Here is a 20,942-nt window from a genome sequence, read left to right on the forward strand (position 1 = left end):
GGTGTTCTCCCGTCGAACGTGAGCGTTGCGGAAGCCGTGAGTCGAACGTTTGACCCTGACCTGAAAGGACACCCGTGCAAGCACTCGCAGTACCAGCGGTTCGGCGGCCGCAGCCGCGGCGGCGGAATGGGCGCACGAGGACGGCGGCGGGCCACGTGATGTGCCCGTGAACTTCTGGTCGATCTACCACCATGGCTTCGCGCGAGTCGCCGCGTGCACCGGGCACACCGCCATCGCCGACCCGCCGGCCAACGCCGAGACGGTCCTCGCACAGGGGCGCCGCTGCGCCCGGGACGGGGTGGCGGTCGCCGTCTTCCCCGAGCTCTGCCTGGCCGGCTATTCGATCGAGGACCTCCTGCTGCAGGACGTGTTGCTCGACGAGGTCGAGGCGGCGCTCGAGGCCGTGGTGGCCGGGTCTGCGGATCTGATGACGGTGCTCGTCGTCGGAGCCCCGCTGCGCCATCGCCACCGCATCTACAACTGCGCGGTGGTCGTGCACCGTGGGCGGATCCTCGGCATCGCGCCCAAGTCGTACCTGCCGAACTACCGGGAGTTCTACGAGCGGCGGCAGATCGCGTCGGGCGACGACGAGCGCGGCGGGACGATCCGGTTCGGCGGGTCGACCGTGCCGTTCGGAACGGACCTGCTCTTCGCGGCGGAGGACCTCCCCGGTCTGGTGCTGCACGCGGAGATCTGCGAGGACATGTGGGTACCGGTGCCGCCGAGCGCCGAGGCGGCACTGGCCGGCGCGACCGTTCTCGTCAATCTTTCGGGCAGCCCGATCACCGTAGGGCGGGGCGAGGACCGGCGACTGCTGTGCCGTTCGGCGTCCTCCCGCTGCATCGCCGCCTATGTCTACGCGGCTGCCGGCCGGGGCGAGTCCAGCACGGACCTGGCGTGGGACGGCCAGACCATGATCTACGAGAACGGTGCCCTGCTGGCCGAGACCGAACGGTTCCCGCTCGACGACCAGTACGCCGTGGCGGACGTCGACCTCGACCTGCTGCGGCAGGAGCGGCAGCGGACGGGCACGTTCGACGACAACCGCCGCGCCCACGCTGCGCGCACCAGTGGCTTCCGGCAGGTGCCGTTCCGGCTCGACCCGCCGATGACCGACCTCGGCCTGCGTCGCCGGGTCGAACGGTTCCCGTTCGTGCCGGCCGACCCAGACCGCCTCTCCCAGGACTGCTACGAGGCGTACAACATCCAGGTCGCGGCGCTCCAGCAGCGGCTCGCGGTGATCGGCGGTCCGAAGGTTGTCATCGGGGTGTCCGGGGGCCTTGACTCGACGCACGCGCTGATCGTCGCCGCCCGGGCGATGGACCGCGCGGGCCGTCCGCGCAGCGACATCCTGGCCTTCACGCTGCCGGGTTTCGCGACCGGCGACCACACCAAGGACAACGCCCACACACTGATGCGGGCGCTCGGTGTCACCGCGGCCGAGCTGGACATCACGCCGACCGCCCGGCTCATGCTCAAGGAGATGGGCCACCCGTTCTCGTCGGGTGAGCCGGTGTACGACGTCACCTTCGAGAACGTGCAGGCCGGTCTGCGTACCGACTACCTCTTCCGGCTCGCCAACCAGCGGGAGGGCATCGTGCTCGGCACCGGTGACATGTCCGAGCTGGCGCTCGGCTGGTGCACGTACGGCGTCGGCGACCAGATGAGTCACTACAACGTGAACTCCGGCGTGCCGAAGACGCTCATCCAGCACCTGATCCGATGGGTCATCAGCAGCGGCCAGTTCGGGCAGGAGGCCGGTGAGACGCTGGCCGCGATCCTCGACACAGAGATCAGTCCGGAGCTGGTGCCGGGCGACGAACTCCAGTCGACCGAGTCCAGAATCGGGCCGTACGCGCTGCACGACTTCACCCTCTTCCACGTTCTGCGCTACGGCTTCCGGCCGTCCAAGATCGCCTTTCTGGCCTGGCATGCCTGGCATGACGAACACGCCGGCGCGTGGCCCCCCAATTTTCCGGTCTCCAGGAGGCCGGCCTACGACCTGCCGGAGATCCGCCACTGGCTGGAGACCTTCTGCCGCCGCTTTTTCGCCTTCGCCCAGTTCAAGCGCTCAGCCATGCCGAACGGGCCGAAGGTGTCGGCGGGCGGTTCCCTCTCGCCGCGCGGCGACTGGCGTGCCCCGTCCGACGCCACGGCGCAGGCGTGGTTGCGCGACCTCGCCCGCTGGGAGATGCCGCCGACCGGACCGTAGCCGGTGCTTCGGTCCGGGTACGCCAGGACCGCGGCCGCCTCAGGCGCTAGCTGGGACGGCTCGGCCCGTGAACCCTGCACGGAGAGTCCGAACCAGCCCGCAACTGCGAGCAGTTGCCGGATCCGCTCACTCCGTAGCGGAAGGCGGCTTCGAGGAAGGGGGCATCCGCGGCACGTCGGGCGTATCGCGGATGTCCTGCGCGGTGCCAGTGGGTCTTCGGCAGCCTCGAACGGCAAGATCAAAGGAGTCGGGCTGCGTAGGAAAGCATTCCGAGGAGCCGGGACATGGGACGCACCCCCAGTATCCCGTCCCGTGTCAGAGCTGATCCCGTCGAAGCTGCACGTATGTCCCCTCGCCGTGCGCATCCGTGAGGTCGATGGTGATGCTCTCCCACTCCTCGGCGGGCTCCTCCGCCACCTCACCCGTCCTGTACTCGGCCTCCGCCAGGAGTGCCTCGGTCACCCGGACGCCCGTGAGGCGCTCGGCCAGTGCGAAGACCGCCGCCTTGCCATCGACGTCGGGAGCTTGGTCACCTGCGGGATTGAGACCGACCTCGCTCATCACGGCGTTCAACTCATCGGGAGTGCTGCCCGTTCTGGCCTTCGGCAACTCGAAGGTAGTCCGCAACTCTCCGTTCTCGTACCAGTGGAAGAAGTGCATGGGCTTCCCCCCGTTGCTCGAATGCGAGACAGCACGCGTCCCGGCGGAGAGAGCCTCCATGAAACGCGGTCGCGTCCCCACATCGCCGCCGAACTCAAGAGCGAGCGTCCAGTCCCCTCCCTCACCCCGCACCGTGAACGCTCCCGCCAGGAAGGACTCGGGCCAGTCCTCGTACGCATCCAGGACCGCCATGTGCTGCTCGGTCAGTTCGTCGAATCCCTCACACACACCTCGCGCCTCGGCCTCCACCACGTCGAGCAGTTCGTCGGGCGAGACCCCCCGCACCAGCGTCAGGGTGTACCCGGCATCCAGTGCGTATCCGAACAGTGAGGACGAGGAACGTATCCAGCCGTAATCGGCTGCGGTGGCTGAGGTCATGCAGCGCATCCTGCCAGTGACCACTGACACACGGGAGTGCTGTCCGGGCCGCCCGTAGGTGGAGCCGCCTGGATGGTCCTAACGATGCTGGTCGTAGGGCTCCGGCGTCAGCCGTGCCAGTTGCCGTGCAGCCCCCTGCGCTTCATGAACTGCATCCATCAAGCCTTGCTGAGCAGCTTGTCGACGATCCCCGCGCCACCTCCGGTGCTCGACCCGTAGTTCACGAAGCGCAGCGCGATCCTGTGCGGCCTCTTGGCGTATCTGCTGACGTTCCAGAGCCTCATTCTTTCGCCGCTCAATCCGAGCGGTCACAGATGCCGTCAGTCCGCTGCCCAGCAGCGTGCCGACGATTGCGATGGCCGTGGTCATCAAGGTGCTCGTCACAGGGAGACATTGTGAAGCACGGCCGCGCGCCCATCCGGACGATCAACGCAAAGCCGCCTCCGTCCAAGCAGCCTCCCTCAGGAGGCTGCACTCGAACCCGTACCTCACCCCGCCAATGCCCCTACGCGCCGACAACCAGAGAGGCCAGATACGTGCACGACAACTGTCGCACCGTCCCGCCCGCACATCTAACCGGCTGGCCAGGCACAACCCGACCAGCACGAACACCTACGGATGAGTAGCCACACAGAACGGGACGGTTCTCACCGTGACCATCAACGGCGAACCGGGGCCGCCGGAGGCCGTGCAGTTGCAAGCGCCCACCGTCACACGTCGACATGCCCGACTTCCGCAGCAGCGCTGGTCCCATTCCTCGGAATCCAGCGTTTTTCAGCCCCCCTGTCTCTCAGCTCCTGGCCCAGCTCGGAGCCTCAGCCGTCGAATCGACCCAGGCCAGCATCTGCTCGAGGGTCACGTCGAGTTCGGCCTGGGACTCAGGGCGAATATCCGCCTGCCAAACCACCTCGGTCACGTTGTCGATCCCCATGAGCCGACCCCAACCCGTGGCGTACACGGACGCGTTGCCCCACCGGCTCCCTGCTTCGGCAGTCACCCTTGCGTCGGCAATCGGCTTCCGCCCCGGACGGTCAGGGGGCCCGTCCGCAGGCCGCAGCCACAGCACTGCTTCGGTTCCTCGACCTCGGTGCCCGGCCTCGTTCTCCACAAACCACACCTCAAGCCACCGTGGCAACTCGCCCATGCCGTCCTCCCTCGTTCCAACGGCTCGCAGATGAACCCATCCTGGCACCACGTGCCGACGCGGGCTTGAACACCGGTCACCGTCACAGGACCAGCGGCAGAGCCCGTTCGCCCGTACCTCACCGATCGCCTTCTGAAGTACGCCGAAAGCGACGGGACCGTCGGCTTCGTCCGAGCGATTCCGGGCCCGGCTTCGGGGCGGAAGGATGGCGGCCGTCGGCCGCGCCGAACGTGGAACGCGGGCTGCGTGACGATCACCGCGGGTCGGCAAGCTGGTCACTGCGGATCACCTGAGACTAGAGGCTCGTGTGGGCCAGCCAGTGGTCCAGCAACGCGCGGTCGCCCGTCACCGTCACCCGGTCGTCCTGGGGCGGGACGCGGTGGGAAAGCACCAGCATGAGGTCCGCCACCGCCCCCGACACCACTGTGTCGGCCTCGACCGGACCGCGCTCCCAATTCAGCGTGTCAGGCGTCCTGGTGATCACCCAGCCTTCCACGGACCTCGGCCGGAACCCGATCCGTTCGCCCCGGCCACGCAGCCCGGCAACCGTCGGCCTGGCCGTCTCAAAAGCCGGTGTGGACAGCAGGTTCAGCTTCTCGCTGATCACGTCGGCCGCGAGGTCGTCGGCGATCTCGAACGCGGTGTCCGTCGCAAACGCCGCGTCGTAGTGGTGGACGCAGGTGTCGCTCAGCATCCTGCGCAGCCAGAAGGCAGCCGGCCGCGGCCCGAAGAGCGTGTGCATCTCGGTGTCCGAGCCGACCTCCTGGATCGCGCGGATCAGCTCTTCCGCGCCCTCGCGCAGCCACCGGGCCCACTCGTCCGGGACTCCGGGATCGGCCTGCCGCGGGTCGGGAACGGGTAGCTGCTCGCCCCTGCGCACGAGTTCGGCCGCCCACCGGTGCTCCTGGCCCACGTGCCCGACGAGGGTACGCAGCGGCCATTCCGGGCAGGTAGGCACCCGGGCTTCCGGAGACCTTCCGGCGACCGCGCGGATGAACCCTCCGGTCTGCTCCCGCAGACCCTCCACGAGCCGTGCGGTGTCCAGTGTCGACGTCATCATGAATGCTCCTCTCAGGGGGTTACGCCGGTACGGTAGAAGCTCCAGTCCGGTGGAGGTTCAAGTGCCTTTGCTCGATGAGACGCTCGGGATCGGCGACCTGGCACGGCTGACCGGCGTCCCGGTGCGGACCATTCGCTTCTACTGCGACGAAGGCATCGTCGACTCGGTGCGCAGCACGGGAGGGCACCGCAGGTTCGACCAGGCGACCGTGGAGCGGCTCGGCCTTGTCAGACGGCTGCGTAGGCTCGGGCTGGGGCTGCCCTCCATCAGACAGGTGCTCTCCGGCGAACGCTCCGTTGCCGAGGTCGTGTCGGCCGAGCGGTCCGCGCTCGACGTACAGATCGCGGACCTGGCCTGGCGGCGGGCCTCGCTGCGCGCGGTCGAGGAGGCAGGACCGGCCGACCGGGCTGCCAGGCTGCAGCTGCTGGCCGCCGTGGGCAGCGGGGGTGCCGCCCGGGACGCGCTGATCGACTTCTGGAGACGCACGATGGTCGCCCCGGTGTCCGAGGCGATGCTCACCGCGTTCGTGACCATGGCCGTGCCCGATCCGCCCGCCGATCCGACCCTGCCACAGGTGGTCGCATTCGCCGAACTGTTCGCACTGGCCGACGACCGGGAACTGACACGCGGACTGCTGGCCATGGCGCGGGCCAACGCCGAACTGATCGCCGACGAGGTCGACCTGTTGAAGGGGATCAGCGAGGCGTGCGCGCTGGCCCGGCCCATGGTGCAGGCGGGAGAGCCGCCCCGCGTGGGCCCTGAACTCGACAGGTTCGTCGCAGCACACGTCTCGGTGCGCGACGGCAGGGATTCCCCGGAGTTCAGAGGCCGGCTGCTGGCCCACGTGGCCGCTGACCGTGACCCGCGGTTGCGCCGCTACTGGCGGCTCGTGACCGAGGCCGGCGGCGATGCGGTCACACTCGGCGTGTCCCATCTGTGGCTGACCGACTCCCTCGAACTCTCCGTAAGCCCTGGCGGTGCCGGAGAGGCGAGGGCCCATCGGCGGTCCCGCACGGAACCTGCCGCCGACTCGTCCCGGGTACCGTTGAATTGAGACGTGGGGGAGTGATGGACCGTGGCGGCTGGTGAGGCGTCTACAGCCCGCCGGAGGTGAGTGTCCCCTCCGATATTCTGGTCGCCTCAACGGGGCGGACAGAAAGGGTGGGGCCGGTGGCCGGGCTGATCCCACAACCGCAGACGGCGGACACCTTTTTGCTGACCCAGCTGGGCCTCGATGCCGAGCAGGGCGGCGTCTACCGGATCCTCGTCGACCGGCCGGACAGTGAGCCGGCAGACCTGGTCCTGACCGACACGGACGAGGAAGCGGTCACCCACGTCCTCAAGACGCTCGTCGACCGTGGGCTTGCCAGCGTCGAGCGGTACGCGGGCGGCGTCCGGTACCGCGCCGCCTCCCCGGTGCTCACGTTGGGACCGCTGCTGGAGTCTCGACGGGCCGCCCTGCACCGCGTCGAGCATCTCGTCACGGAACTCGCCGAGCGCCACCGCGCCGCGCAGTCCCGTACCTCCGGCGCACCGGTCGAGGTGCTGTCCGGGAGCGCCGCCATCCGGAGTCGGCTCGTCGAGATCCAGCGGGGAGCCCGGCACCAGGTCCGAGCCCTGGTCCCGGCCATGCGGGCGGCCTCCGCCATCACCTTCGAGGACAACCTCGAGGAGGTCGAACGGGAGTCGATGCGGCGGGGGGTGACCATGCGGTGCGTCGTGGCGCGCACCTGGCTGGAGAGTCCCGGCTCCGCGCGCTCCCTCTCCGAGCTGGCTGCGCAGGGACAGCAGATTTCCATCGTCGGGGAGTTGCCCATAAAGCTCGTCATCGCCGATGACGACATCGCCCTGCTGCCACTCGACCCCGAGCAGGACGAGTCCGGCGAACCCGTGGCGCTGGTCGTGCACGGCAGCGGCCTGCTCACCGCCCTGATCTCGCTGTTCGAACAGCACTTCGACAAGGGCTCGCGGCTGCGCGATACCGGCGCCGACGAGCCGGCGGAGGACGAGGGCCGGCCCGGGGATCTGGACACGGTGGATCGCCGGATCGTCGCCCTGCTCCAAGTCGGTCTCACCGACGCGACCATCGCCCGCCAACTCGGCATGGGGCATCGCACCGTCCAGCGACGGTTGCAGGTCCTCATGGAGTCGGTCGGAGCGGCAACCCGATTCCAACTCGGCTGGCATGCGGCCGTCTCGGGCTGGCTGGACAACGACCGGGCCCGAACCTGAGCTTCACGATCCACGTGGCCCCAGCGTGCCCGGTGGGGCGGCTTTACGCCCAGGCGGTTTTGCGCCCTCCCGCGTCTCTTGTAGCCGAAAGTTTCATGACGAAGCATCGACCCCACAAGTCGCGGGGGGCTCACGGCCCTTACGCATGCGATGGGGAGAATGCTGTGAGAGCACGATGGATTCGCCGGGTCCTGGGCACGAGTGTGGTCTTGGCCGTCACCGGCTCGGCACTGCTGGTCGCTCCGGCCTGGGCCGAGGGGGAGACAGCAGCAGCACAACGGCGTCCCCGTGTTCGGTGCCCAGTACGCGGTGCAGACCGAGGCAGTCGACGGCGGTCAGCAGGTCACCTCCGCAACCGGCACCCTGTACACCGACCTCACGGTGTCCACGGCCCCGACGGTCTCCGAAGCGACTGCGGAACGGCGCCTGTTCGCGCTCGACCGCGCCATGGGGGCGGTCGACGGCGCGAAGACCGCCCGGCACGGACTGGTCGTCCTGCCCAGCGCCAAGGGCGGCGTCCTTGCCTGGCACTTCACCGTCACCGGCGCCAAGGCCGACGGCAGCCCGGTGCGCCAGGAGGTGTACATCGACGCGCGGGTCGGCGGCATCGCGCTCTCCTACAACAACATCGACGCCGCCGACGCCTCGCCCGTGGAGGGGACGGGCATCAAGGTGGACGGCGGCGAGGTCAAACTGAACGCCAACCAGGAGGCGGACGGCTCCTACACGCTGGTCGACTCCACCCGGGCCATGCACGCCACCACCGGCGGCCAGATACGCACCTACGACGCGCAGCGCAAGAGCTACCTGCTGGTGGCAGGTGGTCCGGTCACCGACGACGTTCTGCCCGCGACCTCGTCGACCGACCGCTTCGACGGCGCGCACACCACCTCCGGCGCGGTCGACGCCCATGTCAACGCAGGCAAGGTCTACGAGTACCTCAAGGACCAGCTCGGCCGTGACGGCGTCGACGGCAAGGGCGGCACCATCCACTCCGTCGTCAACGTCGCGAGCAACGGCAAGGACTATGCCAACGCCTTCTGGGACGGCAACAAGATGGTCTACGGCCACATGGACGGCGTTCCGCTCTCGGTGGGCCTGGACGTGGTCGGCCACGAGATGACCCACGGCGTCACCGAACACTCCGCCGGGCTTGTCTACCTCAACCAGTCGGGCGCCCTCAACGAGGCGATATCCGACTACTTCGGCAATGCCATGGAGACTGCCGACAAGGGCGTCGCGATGAGCGACCCGACCTCCGGGCTGATCGGCGAGTACCTCTGCAACGGCACGGTGCCGCTGGAGGAGTGCGCCCTGCGCGACCTCAACGACGGCCGCAGCGCGCAGACCGACTACGACCCCTTCACACTCGACTTCGACAACGGCGGGGTGCACTACAACTCCTCCATTGTCGGCGGCGCGCTGTGGGACCTGCGCGAGGCGATCGACCCGAACCTCGCGGACCGGATCGTCTACCGGGCCGCGCAGAACTACCTCACCCCGCTGTCCGGCTTCAGCGACATGCGCAACGCGGTCACCCTGGCTGCCAAGTCCTTGAAGGTCTCCAAGGCCGACTTCGGCGCCATCCGCAAGGCTTTCGACGGCCACGGCATCGTGGACGACTGGGAGCAGAAGGCCGGCACGCACGACGGCCAGGTCATCAGCGACCGTGTCCTGCCCGCCTACGAGGTCTACAGCGGCGTCGACGAGCAGGCTGCGCAGATCAACGGCGACGTCTACGCCATCGGCCACGGCGACGCGATCGCCTGGAACGCCGGGTCTGCCGCCTTCGGAATCACCGTCGGCCGCTTCAGCAAGCAGAACGGCAAGTCCACCTACGAACTCGCCGAGGACGACGCCTACCTGATCGACCCGTCGCTCGACGACGACCGGGTGGTCTTCACCCGGATCACCGCCGACAGCATCGGCGTCTACGGCACTCGCGACAAGGGCAGGGGCCACGGCCACGGCCAGGACAAGATCAAGAAGCTGGTCGACACTCCGAACGCCGACGAGACCGAGCCGGTCACCGACAGCGGCAGCCTCGCATACATCAGCACCACCGCCGACGGCGAGCAGGACGTCATCCTGCGCAAGGCCGACGGCACCACGGTGAATGTCACCCCGGAGGCAGGCACCACGGCCGCCCGACTGGCGATGAAGAACGGCAAGATCTCCTGGGCCGGCGGCGCCACCCAGACCTACCTGAACGTCTACGACGTCGCCACCGGCACCACCCAGACCAAGCGGATCGGCGGCTGGGTCTTCAACTCCATCGGCGACCTCCAGTTCACCTCCGACCGGATCTTCTGGCGCGAGGACGGCGGCCTGGTCGGCAACACCAACTTCATGTCTGCACCGCTGGACGACCTGACCAAGGGCGCAAAGCTGCGTTACCCGACAGGTACCTACGGGGCCCAGTTCTCCGTCAATGACGACTACTTCGCCTACTCGACCTATGACGGCTGGTCGGCTCTGGGTGCATGGCCCGGCGCCGAGAAGATCAAGGTCATGGTCGCGAAGACCGCCGACGTGGTCGCGGGTGGCAACACCTTCAGCCGCGTCTCCTGCTCCTCCGGCGCCCAGATTGCCCCCTCCCTGGGCGACGGCCAGCGCGTGGTCTGGCTGGACACCACCGCGGCGGACACGGACGTGGTGACCCGGAAGACCTTGGCGGGCAGCTGCGAGTAGCAGGCTCAGACGGAAGGGCCATCTCGGCCGGCTGGTGCTCCCACCGCGTGTGCGCGGTGGGAGCACCTTGAGCGTCGGGAGCAGCATGAGATTGTGGCACCTGAACGCGGCCGACGGTGATGTTCGACCTGACCGACGTGATCGAGCTGAAGGCCGGCGAGGACTCCTCCGTGCTGGAGGCCCTCGCGTACGCCAAGGCCCACCGGGCGATGGTGCGCGCATTCATCCCCCACCGTGACGCGGATGGCCCCAAGGTGGACGTTGGGGCGCCGTGGTGAGTGGGCGTCAGAGATTGAGCAGCTCTTCGAAGTGCGTGAGTGGGTAGGCGGCGACGCGGGTCCGGCAGTCTCTGCAGCCAGCTCGGCGGCCTCGCCCTCGTGGCCGCCGCCTGACCCGGACCGAACGATTCGCAGAGCCCGTCCACGATGGCGTGATTCCGGGTCGGAGTAGTTGAGGACGAGGCCGCCGAGGACTGATCCCACCGACACACAAGTGCCCCCGAGCCGTCTGCGGACGGCTCGGGGGCACGGTGGACTCGCCGGTGCTTTTCCATGAGCCTGGTTGTGCGAGTTGCTGCTCGGCCCGCGGCCGGTCGCGATCGGCAGGCGCGATCTGCGCCTAGGCCGCCCGGTCAGGCATCAGGTGACGGCGGTCCGAACCGGTTCGGAGAAGGGCCGCCTGGACGGTGCGATCAATCGCCAATGGCGGAGGAGCCCTCGACGTAACCGAGCTTGTTGAGCTCGCTGTCGAACAGCGTGACGGTGATCTTCACGTCACCGCTGTACCACGATTCCCAGCCGGAGGGCGACGTCAACGTAGCGTTCGCGGTGTGCTGGGTACCGTCGCAGGTCAGATCGCTCAGATGGCTGACTGCGAACTTGGCTTCCTGGGTGGCGGCGACGTCGATGGTCGCGGTGCCTGCTGTGGTGTCGCAGGCGTAGGTGAGCGAAACATTCAGCACGCGGTCCGTCTGGGGGTCGATGGTTGCTTTGCTGATGGCGATCGAGGTGGCTGCGTGCGCGGGCGTGGTCGTGGTGAGCACACCTCCTCCTGCCAGGAGCGCGGGGACAACCAGAACGCCGGCGAGCTTCTTGATCACGGTTACAGGCACGTCAACCTCCGGTGCGGGGAATGGATTTCAGGGTGTCCCGAGTCCGCGAAGGACGGACGACGGGGGACCGATCACGACTGCCTCAGGCAGGCAGGGCGCGACCCTGTCACCATATCTGACTGGTCGTCACCTAAGGTCGCATTGATAGTGGAGTGATCCAATTTGGTGTCGGCGCAAGGGGCCTCATGGGGATGCGGCGGGCGATCTGCGAGATCGGCACCTGCGCTCGGCTCACGGGAGCCGGGCGCGCGGCCGTGGCGACCGGTAGCTCTACGAGGACAGGGCCGGTATGACGCGTCTCTGGTACGGCGCAGCCGGCTGCTCCCGTGCGCGGCAGGGGTCGCGACGGGTCGTGGCGGTCGGCGTTCGACGTGCGGATGGCGGGGTGCATGATTGCGGCATGATCTTGCGTCGCCCGTTGGGCACTGGACCTGCAGCGGCTGCTGCTCCTGCTCCCGTTGTCGTTGGGGAGAGAATGCTCCCTGCCGAGCGCGCCCCGATTGTCGAGCAGCTCGAGGACGAGCAGCGGCCGGTGTCGGGGCGCCGGGTGCTCGGTGTTCCCCAGAGGGACGGCTCGGCTGCCCCTGTGCGCGAGACAGAGGTGGAACCGGTTCAGAGCGGGTGATCCGTCGCCTGCTCGGCTGCCTGAGTGATCTTCTGTTGCAACCCGCACCCCTCGGCGAAGTCGAGCGTTGAAGCGGCGTGAAGGTCAGTGCGTGGCCCCGGTTGCCCCGTGGCCTACGGACCCGGCGCAGCTGGGGATCTTCAGGCCGAATGCCACCCCACCGACGCGGAAGAGGGCGCGGGTGGGTTCGGCCGCGCCGTACCCAGCGCCACAGCCGGTCATTGGACCGGCAGGGTGACAACGCCTCGTCACCCTCGGCGGCCGATCACCGCGTTCGGGCTTCCACTCGAGAACGGCCCCGCCGGCACCCACCCGCCGCCGGCGGGGCCAGCCCTCTCCCAATGCTTGGGCCCCTCACCGGTCGGCGGTCTCTGAGGGCCCAAGCGAACGAGCACCGCGTGTCTACCGCTTCGGGGAGCTCACCCCCGGGTGAGCCGACCCGCCGCGGCGCCGCCGCCGCCCTGGCCACCCGAGCTCTCCTCGAATTGCGCGCCAGTGACGCGGGTGTCTCCCGGCGCACACTCCGGCGAGCTGAGGCTGAAACTCGTACCGCCGTGTTCGTCGCCGATGTACCAGGTCAACTTCCCCGCCGCGAAGGTGTACGTGACCTTGTTTGTCTCACCGGGAACCCACGCGGTGTCGCCTTCCAGGGAAACGGTGCGCTCCACCGCGCTGTCGTCATTGGTCTTGGCGGAGCCGCTGTAGCTGGCGGCCTCGTCGGCGTCCCTCCAGTCGTCGATGGAGCCACCGCAGGCGGGCGCGGCGTACGCAGCGCCCGGCGCCATCATGCCGGCGCCCATGAGACCTCCCAGCGCGAGCGCGGAGGCGGAGAAAAGGGCGGTCAGGTGTTTCATGAAGGCTTCTCCTTCGAGGCGAGCGGGATCTCCGCAAGTAAGGCATCGCGACACGAAATGTAACGTAAGTGACTGATTTCGCACTCAAGGCTGGCCAACTATCGATCGGAATGGCCAGCTCGGCCGACGTCACAAATGGACGGGGCCTTTGTTGCGCACGGGGGAAGCCCCTGCGCCCTCGCGTGCAAGGGTCAGGTCGGATTCCCACCGGCCCATCCGGTCCTTGAGGGCGAGGATTTTGTGGTGAAGTCGCGGGGTCGGTCTCCATCGGCCGCTCCAGGAGAGCGCGGGCGGAGTTCGCATAGCGGATCGCGGTCTTCTCGTCCAGATCGAACACCTCGGCGAGGTGGAGCGGGGTCAGGCCCGTGGGCAGGTGGCCGACACGGTCGACCGGCCGACCGGCCGATCACCCCAGTCGCTGCGGGAGGTGCTGATCGAGCAGCATGGCCGGCTCATCACCCCCTCGTGACGGCGGTCGACACCACGGCTCGCGTCGACTCGCCCCGGCTCGCCTCAACCCATGCGGGGCAGGGGCGGTACGGCCGGCGAGGCTTGATCCGTGGCACGCAGGGCTCGCGCCAGCCACTCCAGCTCCTCGGTCACGTCGGGCGACGAATCCTGCCCGCGCACACGGGCGACGAGCCTGCGGTAGCGCTCCGCACCTGCCTCGATCCCGGCCTCCAGGCTGCGCAGCACGGCGGCCCGATCGGCGTCACCGAACAGCTCGGACAGCACCTCGGCCGCTGCCGGCCCCTCGGGAGCGACCCCGCGTTTTCTGACCTCCGCAACGGTCTGCACGACCTGCCTGGCCCACCAGATGGACGCCCCGGGGGGACGGCCCTGCCCCGGTACGGGCGTGTTGAGCTCCATCCATGTGCGCAACCGGGCGCGAAAGCCGGGGTCCCGCACCAGTTCGGCCAGTTCGATCCAGGCGTCGACCTGCTCGGGTGCGGGGTCGTCGGGCAGTTCGACGCTGAAGGTGCGCATGCGGTCGCGCAGGCGTGGGTCGACGTCGAGACCGCCGAACACCTCCTCCTTGAACTCGTCGATGATCTGCTTGCGTTCGGCGGCGGAAAGCCGTGCCAACCGGTTCATCAGTGCTGTCTCCTCAGCGGTCGAACCACGTTTCGATACGGTGGACAGGACGGCTCGGCTCACCTTGAGGGAGCGGATCTGCGCGTCGAGCGCGGCCACGTGCGCGTCGGCGACCTCGGCGACCGTGGTGCGGCCGCTCAGGACGCGGCATACGTCGTCGAGCCCGAGGCCCAGCTCCCGCAGGGTGCGGACCAGCTCGACGCGGGCCACGGACTCGGCGTCGTACAGCCGGTAGCCGCTCGCGGAGCGGGCCACGGGCGGCACCGCTCCCTCGTCCGACCAGAAGCGCAGGGTGCGCACCGGAAGTCCGGTGCGGTGCGCGAGCTGGCCGATGGTGAGCACGTCGGGGCGTTCGTCTTCCATGGGCGAGATCCTGGACCCTCCAGCCGCTGGAGACTCAAGAGCCCGGGGCGCGCGAGCCGGCAAATCGTCACGTCGAGGGGCTCTCCACCGCTTGCCGTGGCGGTCATGCAGGTCACCATGAGTTCGTGAGGACCCGGCACACGACGGGCTCAGCGAAGGCGCATCAGTCTTGGCGACACCATCTGCCGTGGATGCGCACCCCCAAGAGAATCGCCTCCACGACTGCGCAGCGCAGGGAAAGCAGGAGACGTGCCGGGCACCTCGCCTGTCTGTGCGACATCCCGTGAGTTCTCCAGAGCTCTGCTGAGTTGCCTCACCACCGCCGGCGCCGACAGCATGCGCCTCTTCGCCTTCGACCAGGCCGCAGATCGGTCGGATGGGATGAGAATGCTTCAGGACTTCCGAAGTTGCGTCACTGGCTGGCCGAACCGCGCGAACAAGGGAGAAGCCCCAGGCCAGGGGCTCAGGACCCCAGCAGGGGTCACGGGAACTCACGGGATGTCGCACAGGACATCGGCCGCCCGCCCGAGCACGACCTGCGACCGTCCTGGGTGCGATCCTCTACGTGGATCGCCCCGTGGGGCAGTGCTGCTACCTGCCCCACGACTTCCCACCCCTTTCTGTGGATCCGACCTGCCGAGGCGGCTCGGAGTCAGTCCCACTCGGTGTCGACGTAACCAAGCCGTCGGTTCATCTCGATAGCGCTCGTGTTTGCCGGGTGGTGGATCGTTCGAACCTTTTCCACACCGCACAGATCGGCGAATCCGATGCCCACCGTCTTCATCGCGAGGGAGATGCCTTGACCGCGGTAGGCGGCCTTGACTCCGGTCATCTCGTTGAACACGAATCCGGAGGATCGTCGGTCCGATGTCGCGGCGAGCCCGCACCATACGTCGTTGTCGAGGGCAATGACGACACCACGCGGGTCGTAGGAAGGGACCTCGATCCTGCGCTCGAGGTATTCGTCGAACGTATGGAACTCGCCGCGGTCCGGGATGTCGGCGGAGCACTCCTTGTTGAGCTCGTAGAGCGCGCGCCGGTGGCGTGGAGTGTCGCCCAGCTCGGCCAGTGTGCTCATGCGGATGCCGGCGTCTCGGCAACGCTGGATGTACTTCTCGAAGCGCGCCGCATTGAAGGTGTTCACGTCGAGTTCCAGCTTGACCCAGTGGTCTGCCACGGTGTTGCTCCTTGTCGACCGTCAGCCCGGACACCCCGGGTGCTCCGGATGGCGGGGCGACGCCGGCGCGACAAATCCATCTGCCCCGACTGCGCCATTCGAGAGGGCGGCATCTCAGCACCCGGCCAGTTCAACCTATCTGGAGAACGAATGGCCTCGTCCGGGTTCTGGGGTCCTTGTCCGTTCTGCTGCGGTTGGTCTTCGCGGTGACCACGGCAAGTGACCGGTCGCCGCTGCCGGCCGGCACGTTGACCGGCCGCTGCGGGCGGCCGACTCCGTCACCTGCACACGATCGTCCGGCCGGACACCGCCGACCGGAAGTGGTCGGTCCGCGTGAGGCCGAGGCGCTCGGCGGAAATCCGAAGTCGAGCGGACCATCAATGGGCTCAAGAACTCCCGGGCCGTTGCGCCTCGTTACGACGAGCGGTCCTACGTCTTCCGCGGCACTGTCACGGTCGCCATCCGCCTCTGGGCCAGACCATGAACCGAAGGAGCGACGCCAAGGCAACTTTCGGTCAGCAACTGGGCTGGGCAGCGGAGCGATAGACGTGCTCTCGCCCATCGTTGTCCTCGAACTCGACGGTGAATGGCATGCCCATCTCCTTCAGGGCTGCCAGTAGGACAGCAATGCGGTCGGGGTCCACGAACCCGCTGAACACCACGGGATTCAACGGCATCAGCTCAAGCTCAGCAAAGACACTCTCGACCTCGAACTCAGTCCAGCTCGATCGGCGGACCCCCCAGCCGGCGGAGTGAAACACCTCGGCCGCGCGTTGAGCGTCGGCTGTTGCTGTAAGGGATCCCCATATGTTGCTACCACGAGCAGACTGTGCCAGGGCAGCGGCATCGAGACGTGGCCCGCCTGTCCCGCCAGAGGTGAAGTCCACGCCGGACGGTATCAGGCAGACGTGAGTCTCCCACCGATGATCCGCCGCGAGCAGGTGGACGTGGTCCTGTTCGCCCAGCACATGAGCCGGGCACACTCCGCTGGCGACGGTCCGGCCACGGTCAGGTACCGCCGAGGTCGGTGCAGTACGCGATCGTCGCATCGTCCGCCTCCACTGCGTGGCGAGCCTCCGCCTGCCGGACACGATGGATGATTTCTGCGGGTCCGCTCGAGGCCAGGACGGCCAAGACCCCTGGCCAGTCAGCCAGCCGGAACCGGTCCACGATGCGGCCGGCCCCGTTGCTGAGCAGGACGGCAGCGGTCAGCTCGGAGAGCGGACAGCTTCCGGTGATCGCCTCGTCCGCGGCCCGCGGGTCGTTCTTGGCCACCCAGAAGCCGCCCGGTTGGTTCCGGTTGGCGCGCAGCTCTCGGAGGACTCGGTGGTACTCGTCGCTGCCCGTTGGGGCGGCCTCGAGCGCGGACCGGTACGACCGGCTGATGATCACCTCCCGAGGATCGGACATGACGAGCGGCGCACCGTCTGCTCTGCCGAGTACGAGGACCGAGTCACCGAGCACGAGGTGCTCGATGAGGCCGTCGGACAGGCGCAGGATGGCTACGGTCGCCGACGGGCTGATGGGGTCGGCGACGTCGCAGGTGTCCCGGTGATCGTCCGTCACCTGCTCGATGGCCTCGGCGAGCAGCGTGGAAAGACTGCGGTCCCGCACGAGTGACAAGAGACTGAGGAGAGTGCCTCCCAGGCGGCCGGCGTACCAGGCCACGCCGTGCCGGCAGATCGATTCGGTCCCGGAGATGTTGGCGTCGTCGATCAGTACCGCGGCCGCCGGTACGGCGCCAGTGAAGTCCTCGTTCACTCGGCCGGTCCGCGCCGCGGCGCTCGTCATCGTCACCCGCATGGCCTGACGCCGCCCTCCCGCCGTTGAAGGCGTCGACCTTAACAACCGTCGACGAGCTCGGGGTGCACACACGTGTGCTGCTGTGCAGACGCGTCGGGCCCTTGCGGGCAGGTGTGTCCGGTTCCTCAAGCCTTGGTGGGACTGGGCAACTCTCCATGAGTTTCTCCTCGTTGAGGACAAAGTATGGACGGTTCGGTGCGATGTTCGTACGCTGGGCGTCGATTTCGCGCGGAAGTCCGCATGCAACAGAGCGGAAGGCAACCGCACCACTCGTACGTGCACGAACTCCACTGCGCGGACGCGGGCCGCCCCGGTCGCGCCGCATCGCAGCGCCCAGCAGGAGGAAGAGTGACGCCACGCAAGTACCCGAACCTCCGTAGCCATCGCTCCGGAGCACGAAGAATCACCGGGCTGTTCCTCTCGGTGTTTCTCACCAGCGGCCTCGCCGCCGCCACCGCCGGCGCGGACGAGAAGCCCTTCGCGGACCTGCCGCCCCAGGAACCCGGTGTCACACTCCGCGTCTTCGATATCCAGTCCCCGCTGAACGAGCTCTGCGACCTCAAGCCCGCCCAGACCCCCAACGTCGACAAGCTGATACCCGCTGCCGACTGGTCCTCCACGGACGGCTTCGGATTCACCGACAACTTCGTGTCGCAGATCATCGGCAACATCAACGTTCCCGCCGACGGTACGTACGCCTTCCGTCTGATCAGCGACGACGGCTCCCGCCTCTTCATCGGCGGTCAGCAGGTCATCGACCACGACGGACTGCACGGAGCCGAACCCAAGGACGGTGAGATCACCCTCACTCCTGGCTACCACGCCCTGCACGTCGACCACTTCGACCGCGGCGGCGGCCAGCAGGTCACCCTCCAGTGGAAGCCACCGGGCGCAGCCGACTTCACCCTCGTCCCGAACTCCGTGCTCAGTACCGACGCCGACGTCGTCCGGGTCACCGCCCCCGGGCGCAAGGAGTGCGAGGGCGCGTATGACACCCCCGGCGACGGCCTCCCGCTGACCTCGGTCAACCCCGGCTACACCCTCACCGACCTGCGTCCCGCCGGTTTCGAGCCGCAGGTCTCCGCGATGGACTGGCTGCCGGACGGCCGGCTCGCCGTGACCACCTGGGGCGGCAGCAGCGAGACCCGGGGAGAGGTGTACGTCCTCGACCACGTCACGGGTGACACCGGCCCGGAGCAGGTCACCTACAAGAAGATCGCCGACGGCCTGAGGGAGCCGATGGGGATCAAGTACGTCGACGGAAAGCTGTACGTCTCGGAGAAGCACCAGCTGACCGAGTTGGCCGACTCCGAGGGCGACAACACCGCGGGCGAGATCCGCAAGGTCGCCGAGTGGCCGTACGGAGGGAACTTCCATGAGTTCGCCTTCGGCCTCCTCTACGAGGGCGGGAACTTCTACCTGAACCTGTCCGTCGCCATCAACTACGGCGGCGCGACGACCGATCCGCAGCCGGCTGCGAACCGTGGCACCACCATCAAGGTCAACAAGGCCACAGGGAAGGTCAGTTACCTGGCCGGTGGCCTACGTACACCGAACGGGATGGGACGGGGCCCTGAGGGCGAGCTCTTCGTCACCGACAACCAGGGCGGCTGGCTGCCCGCCTCCAAACTGGTCCATGTCAAACAGGACCGGTTCTTCAACCACTACACCAACCCGGACGGCCCGTTCGACGACCGCACGCCCACCAAGCCGGTGCTGTGGCTGCCGCAGAACGAAATAGCCAACTCACCCAGCACACCGATGCTGTTGAAGAAGGGCCCCTTCGCCGGACAGCTGCTCTTCGGCGACGTCACCTACGGCGGAATCCAGCGCGCCGACCTGGAGAAGGTGGACGGCGAATACCAGGGCGCGGTGTTTCGGCACACACAGGGCCTGGAAGCAGGCATCACCCGAATCAGTACCGGACCGGACGGCGCGATCTACGCGGGCGGCCTCGGCGCCGACGGCAACTGGGGCCAGGAAGGCAAACTCCGCTTCGGCCTTCAGAAGCTCACGCCGAACGGCAAGAGCGTCTTCGACATCAAGACCATGCGCGCCACCCGCGACGGCTTCGAACTCAGCTACACCAAGCCTCTGTCGGAGGAAACAGTCGCCAAGCTGACGAGCGGCGCCTACTCCGTCGAGCAGTGGCGTTACGTCCCCACCCCCGCGTACGGGGGACCGAAGATCGACGAGGAGACACTCCCCGTCGCGGCCGCCCGCATATCCGACGACCGTCGCACGGTCAGGATCACCGTCCCCGGCCTGAAGGCCGACCGGGTGGTGCACGTACGCTCGCCGCGCCCGTTCGCCTCGGCCGACGGTGAACAACTCTGGTCCACCGAGGCCTGGTACACGCTGAACGCACGCCCGGGCCCCGAGTCGCCCGTTACCGCGTACGACGCCGAGTCAGCGCGACTCTCCGGGGGAGCGGGCATCGACACCGAGCATGCCGGTTACACCGGGGGCGGCTTCGTCGACGGCTTCGGCACACAGGGCGCCACCGCGACCTTCGACGTCGACGCACCCGTGAAGGGCACCTTCGACGTGGGACTGCGCTATGCCAACGGCCCCGACCCCTTCACCGGTACCAAGACGATCGGCGTCAGCGTCAACGGCGGACAGCCGCAGCAGACCAGCCTTCCGTCCACCGGCGGCTGGAACCGCTGGTCCACCCGGCCCGAGCGGCTTGACCTGCGCAAGGGCCACAACACCATCACTTACACCTTCCGGCCCGAGGACACCGGCCACGTCAACCTCGACATGATCGAGGTGCGCAGACCCGGCAGCCGCATCGACCTGTTCTCCGGCGGGAGCGTCTCCACCGGCTGGCAGCACACCGACGGCCGTGGTGTCGAGTGGCCGCACACCGCCGAGGACTCCATCGAGGTGTGCTGCGGAGACATCCGTACCAAGCAGGCATTCGGCGACTTCAGAATGCATGCCGAATTCCGGGTGCCGAAGCTGCCGGACGACGTCACCGGGCAGGACCGCGGCAACAGCGGCATCTACCTCCAGGAGCGGTACGAGATCCAGATCCTGGACTCCTTCGGAGTGGAGAAGCTCGCCGCGAACGAGGCCGCCTCCATCTACAACAAGAAGGCCGCCGACCTGAACGCCGCCACCGCCCCCGAGACCTGGCAGACGTACGACATCGTCTTCCGTGCGGCCCGTTTCGACGCCGCGGGCGAGAAGACCGACGACGCCAGGATCACCGTGGTGTGGAACGGCAAGAAGGTCCACGACAACGTGGCGGTCGACGGCCCGACCGGGGCAGGCGATGCCGAATCGGCTGCGGCCGGCGCGATCCGGCTCCAGGACCACGGCAACAAGGTCCGCTTCAGGAATCTCTGGATCGAACCGCTCGGCTGACAGCCGGGGGGAGACGGGAACCGAGACCTGATCCCGCGGGCCACCGATACGGTCGCCGCGGAACTGGGCGGTCCAGTGGCGCAACCGGCCACTGGACCGCCCCGACATCTGGCCGCAGGCGGATGTCCGCCGAAGTGGCTGCCGGGTCCCAGGAACGCTTCGGCC

The 20,942-nt window shown here is 68.1% G+C and carries 16 protein-coding genes and 1 pseudogene; 7 read left to right on the plus strand and 10 right to left on the minus strand.

Annotation, left to right across the window (positions count from 1 at the left end; all coding sequences use genetic code 11):
* Positions 1-166 precede the first annotated feature (166 nt).
* Positions 167-2,212 (plus strand): NAD(+) synthase, encoded by a 2,046-nt coding sequence (locus tag ACFWBQ_RS26395; RefSeq protein ID WP_385498415.1) that lies wholly within the window; start codon positions 167-169, stop codon positions 2,210-2,212.
* Between the two features lie 315 nt (positions 2,213-2,527).
* On the opposite strand, the gene ACFWBQ_RS26400 is transcribed toward ACFWBQ_RS26395, so the two are convergent.
* The 4 genes from ACFWBQ_RS26400 to ACFWBQ_RS26415 form a co-directional block, all read right to left on the minus strand.
* The gene (locus ACFWBQ_RS26400; protein ID WP_385498420.1) at positions 2,528-3,250 is read right to left on the minus strand and encodes a DUF6461 domain-containing protein; all 723 of its coding nucleotides are present in this window, start codon (positions 3,248-3,250) and stop codon (positions 2,528-2,530) included.
* A gap of 158 nt (positions 3,251-3,408) precedes the next feature.
* Complete coding sequence (locus ACFWBQ_RS26405; RefSeq protein ID WP_385498425.1) at positions 3,409-3,534, minus strand: hypothetical protein; 126 nt, start codon at positions 3,532-3,534, stop codon at positions 3,409-3,411.
* A 506-nt stretch (positions 3,535-4,040) separates the two neighbouring features.
* Positions 4,041-4,181 carry a hypothetical protein gene (locus tag ACFWBQ_RS26410; protein WP_385498428.1) on the minus strand — a complete coding sequence of 47 codons (141 nt, stop codon included), beginning with the start codon at positions 4,179-4,181 and terminating at the stop codon, positions 4,041-4,043.
* Between the two features lie 508 nt (positions 4,182-4,689).
* A complete protein-coding gene (locus ACFWBQ_RS26415; protein WP_385498436.1) occupies positions 4,690-5,454 on the minus strand; it encodes a maleylpyruvate isomerase family mycothiol-dependent enzyme in 765 nt (254 codons plus the stop codon).
* 61 nt (positions 5,455-5,515) lie between these two features.
* Here ACFWBQ_RS26415 and ACFWBQ_RS26420 point away from each other — a divergent pair, with 61 nt between their 5' ends.
* The 4 genes from ACFWBQ_RS26420 (at position 5,516) to ACFWBQ_RS26435 (ending at position 10,655) form a co-directional block, all read left to right on the plus strand.
* Positions 5,516-6,508, plus strand: coding sequence for a MerR family transcriptional regulator (locus ACFWBQ_RS26420; protein ID WP_385498442.1), 993 nt, complete (start codon positions 5,516-5,518; stop codon positions 6,506-6,508).
* A 116-nt stretch (positions 6,509-6,624) separates the two neighbouring features.
* Entirely contained in the window at positions 6,625-7,686 is a 1,062-nt protein-coding gene (locus ACFWBQ_RS26425; RefSeq protein ID WP_385498447.1) for a helix-turn-helix transcriptional regulator, read from the plus strand.
* A 288-nt stretch (positions 7,687-7,974) separates the two neighbouring features.
* A complete protein-coding gene (locus ACFWBQ_RS26430) occupies positions 7,975-10,377 on the plus strand; it encodes a M4 family metallopeptidase (RefSeq protein WP_385498454.1) in 2,403 nt (800 codons plus the stop codon).
* A gap of 119 nt (positions 10,378-10,496) precedes the next feature.
* Entirely contained in the window at positions 10,497-10,655 is a 159-nt protein-coding gene (locus ACFWBQ_RS26435) for a hypothetical protein (protein ID WP_385498459.1), read from the plus strand.
* A 413-nt stretch (positions 10,656-11,068) separates the two neighbouring features.
* On the opposite strand, the gene ACFWBQ_RS26440 is transcribed toward ACFWBQ_RS26435, so the two are convergent.
* The 4 genes from ACFWBQ_RS26440 to ACFWBQ_RS26455 form a co-directional block, all read right to left on the minus strand.
* Positions 11,069-11,476, minus strand: coding sequence for a hypothetical protein (locus ACFWBQ_RS26440; RefSeq protein WP_385498464.1), 408 nt, complete (start codon positions 11,474-11,476; stop codon positions 11,069-11,071).
* Positions 11,477-12,532: 1,056 nt separating this feature from the next.
* Positions 12,533-12,967, minus strand: coding sequence for a hypothetical protein (locus ACFWBQ_RS26445; RefSeq protein WP_385498470.1), 435 nt, complete (start codon positions 12,965-12,967; stop codon positions 12,533-12,535).
* Positions 12,968-13,480: 513 nt separating this feature from the next.
* Positions 13,481-14,425: a MerR family transcriptional regulator gene (locus ACFWBQ_RS26450; RefSeq protein WP_385498477.1), complete on the minus strand. Its 945-nt coding sequence runs from the start codon at positions 14,423-14,425 to the stop codon at positions 13,481-13,483.
* A 652-nt stretch (positions 14,426-15,077) separates the two neighbouring features.
* Positions 15,078-15,602: a GNAT family N-acetyltransferase gene (locus ACFWBQ_RS26455; RefSeq protein WP_385498481.1), complete on the minus strand. Its 525-nt coding sequence runs from the start codon at positions 15,600-15,602 to the stop codon at positions 15,078-15,080.
* Between the two features lie 349 nt (positions 15,603-15,951).
* On the opposite strand from ACFWBQ_RS26455, the pseudogene ACFWBQ_RS26460 reads away from it, so the two are divergent.
* Positions 15,952-16,086 (plus strand): annotated as a pseudogene (locus tag ACFWBQ_RS26460) (IS5/IS1182 family transposase); the annotation flags it as partial.
* Positions 16,087-16,117: 31 nt separating this feature from the next.
* On the opposite strand, the gene ACFWBQ_RS26465 reads toward ACFWBQ_RS26460, so the two are convergent.
* Positions 16,118-16,570: a hypothetical protein gene (locus ACFWBQ_RS26465; protein ID WP_385498486.1), complete on the minus strand. Its 453-nt coding sequence runs from the start codon at positions 16,568-16,570 to the stop codon at positions 16,118-16,120.
* Positions 16,571-16,610: 40 nt separating this feature from the next.
* A complete protein-coding gene (locus ACFWBQ_RS26470) occupies positions 16,611-17,393 on the minus strand; it encodes an integrase (protein WP_385498489.1) in 783 nt (260 codons plus the stop codon).
* Between the two features lie 360 nt (positions 17,394-17,753).
* Between ACFWBQ_RS26470 and ACFWBQ_RS26475 the strand changes: the two genes are divergently transcribed.
* Positions 17,754-20,777, plus strand: a complete 3,024-nt coding sequence (locus ACFWBQ_RS26475; protein ID WP_385498501.1) for a family 16 glycoside hydrolase — start codon at positions 17,754-17,756, stop codon at positions 20,775-20,777.
* The last annotated feature ends 165 nt before the right edge of the window (positions 20,778-20,942 follow it).

Source organism: Streptomyces sp. NPDC060035 (assembly GCF_042736635.1).
GTDB lineage: Bacteria > Actinomycetota > Actinomycetes > Streptomycetales > Streptomycetaceae > Streptomyces.

Bases quoted from the DNA above. Each gene is read 5' to 3' on its own strand.
- ACFWBQ_RS26405 (WP_385498425.1), bottom strand. From the start codon at position 3,534: ATGAGGCTCTGGAACGTCAGCAGATACGCCAAGAGGCCGCACAGGATC.
- ACFWBQ_RS26415 (WP_385498436.1), bottom strand. From the start codon at position 5,454: ATGATGACGTCGACACTGGACACCGCACGGCTCGTGGAGGGTCTGCGG.
- ACFWBQ_RS26470 (WP_385498489.1), bottom strand. From the start codon at position 17,393: ATGACGAGCGCCGCGGCGCGGACCGGCCGAGTGAACGAGGACTTCACT.
- ACFWBQ_RS26400 (WP_385498420.1), bottom strand. From the start codon at position 3,250: ATGACCTCAGCCACCGCAGCCGATTACGGCTGGATACGTTCCTCGTCC.
- ACFWBQ_RS26410 (WP_385498428.1), bottom strand. From the start codon at position 4,181: ATGGGGATCGACAACGTGACCGAGGTGGTTTGGCAGGCGGATATTCGC.
- ACFWBQ_RS26435 (WP_385498459.1), top strand. From the start codon at position 10,497: ATGTTCGACCTGACCGACGTGATCGAGCTGAAGGCCGGCGAGGACTCC.
- ACFWBQ_RS26450 (WP_385498477.1), bottom strand. From the start codon at position 14,425: ATGGAAGACGAACGCCCCGACGTGCTCACCATCGGCCAGCTCGCGCAC.
- ACFWBQ_RS26445 (WP_385498470.1), bottom strand. From the start codon at position 12,967: ATGAAACACCTGACCGCCCTTTTCTCCGCCTCCGCGCTCGCGCTGGGA.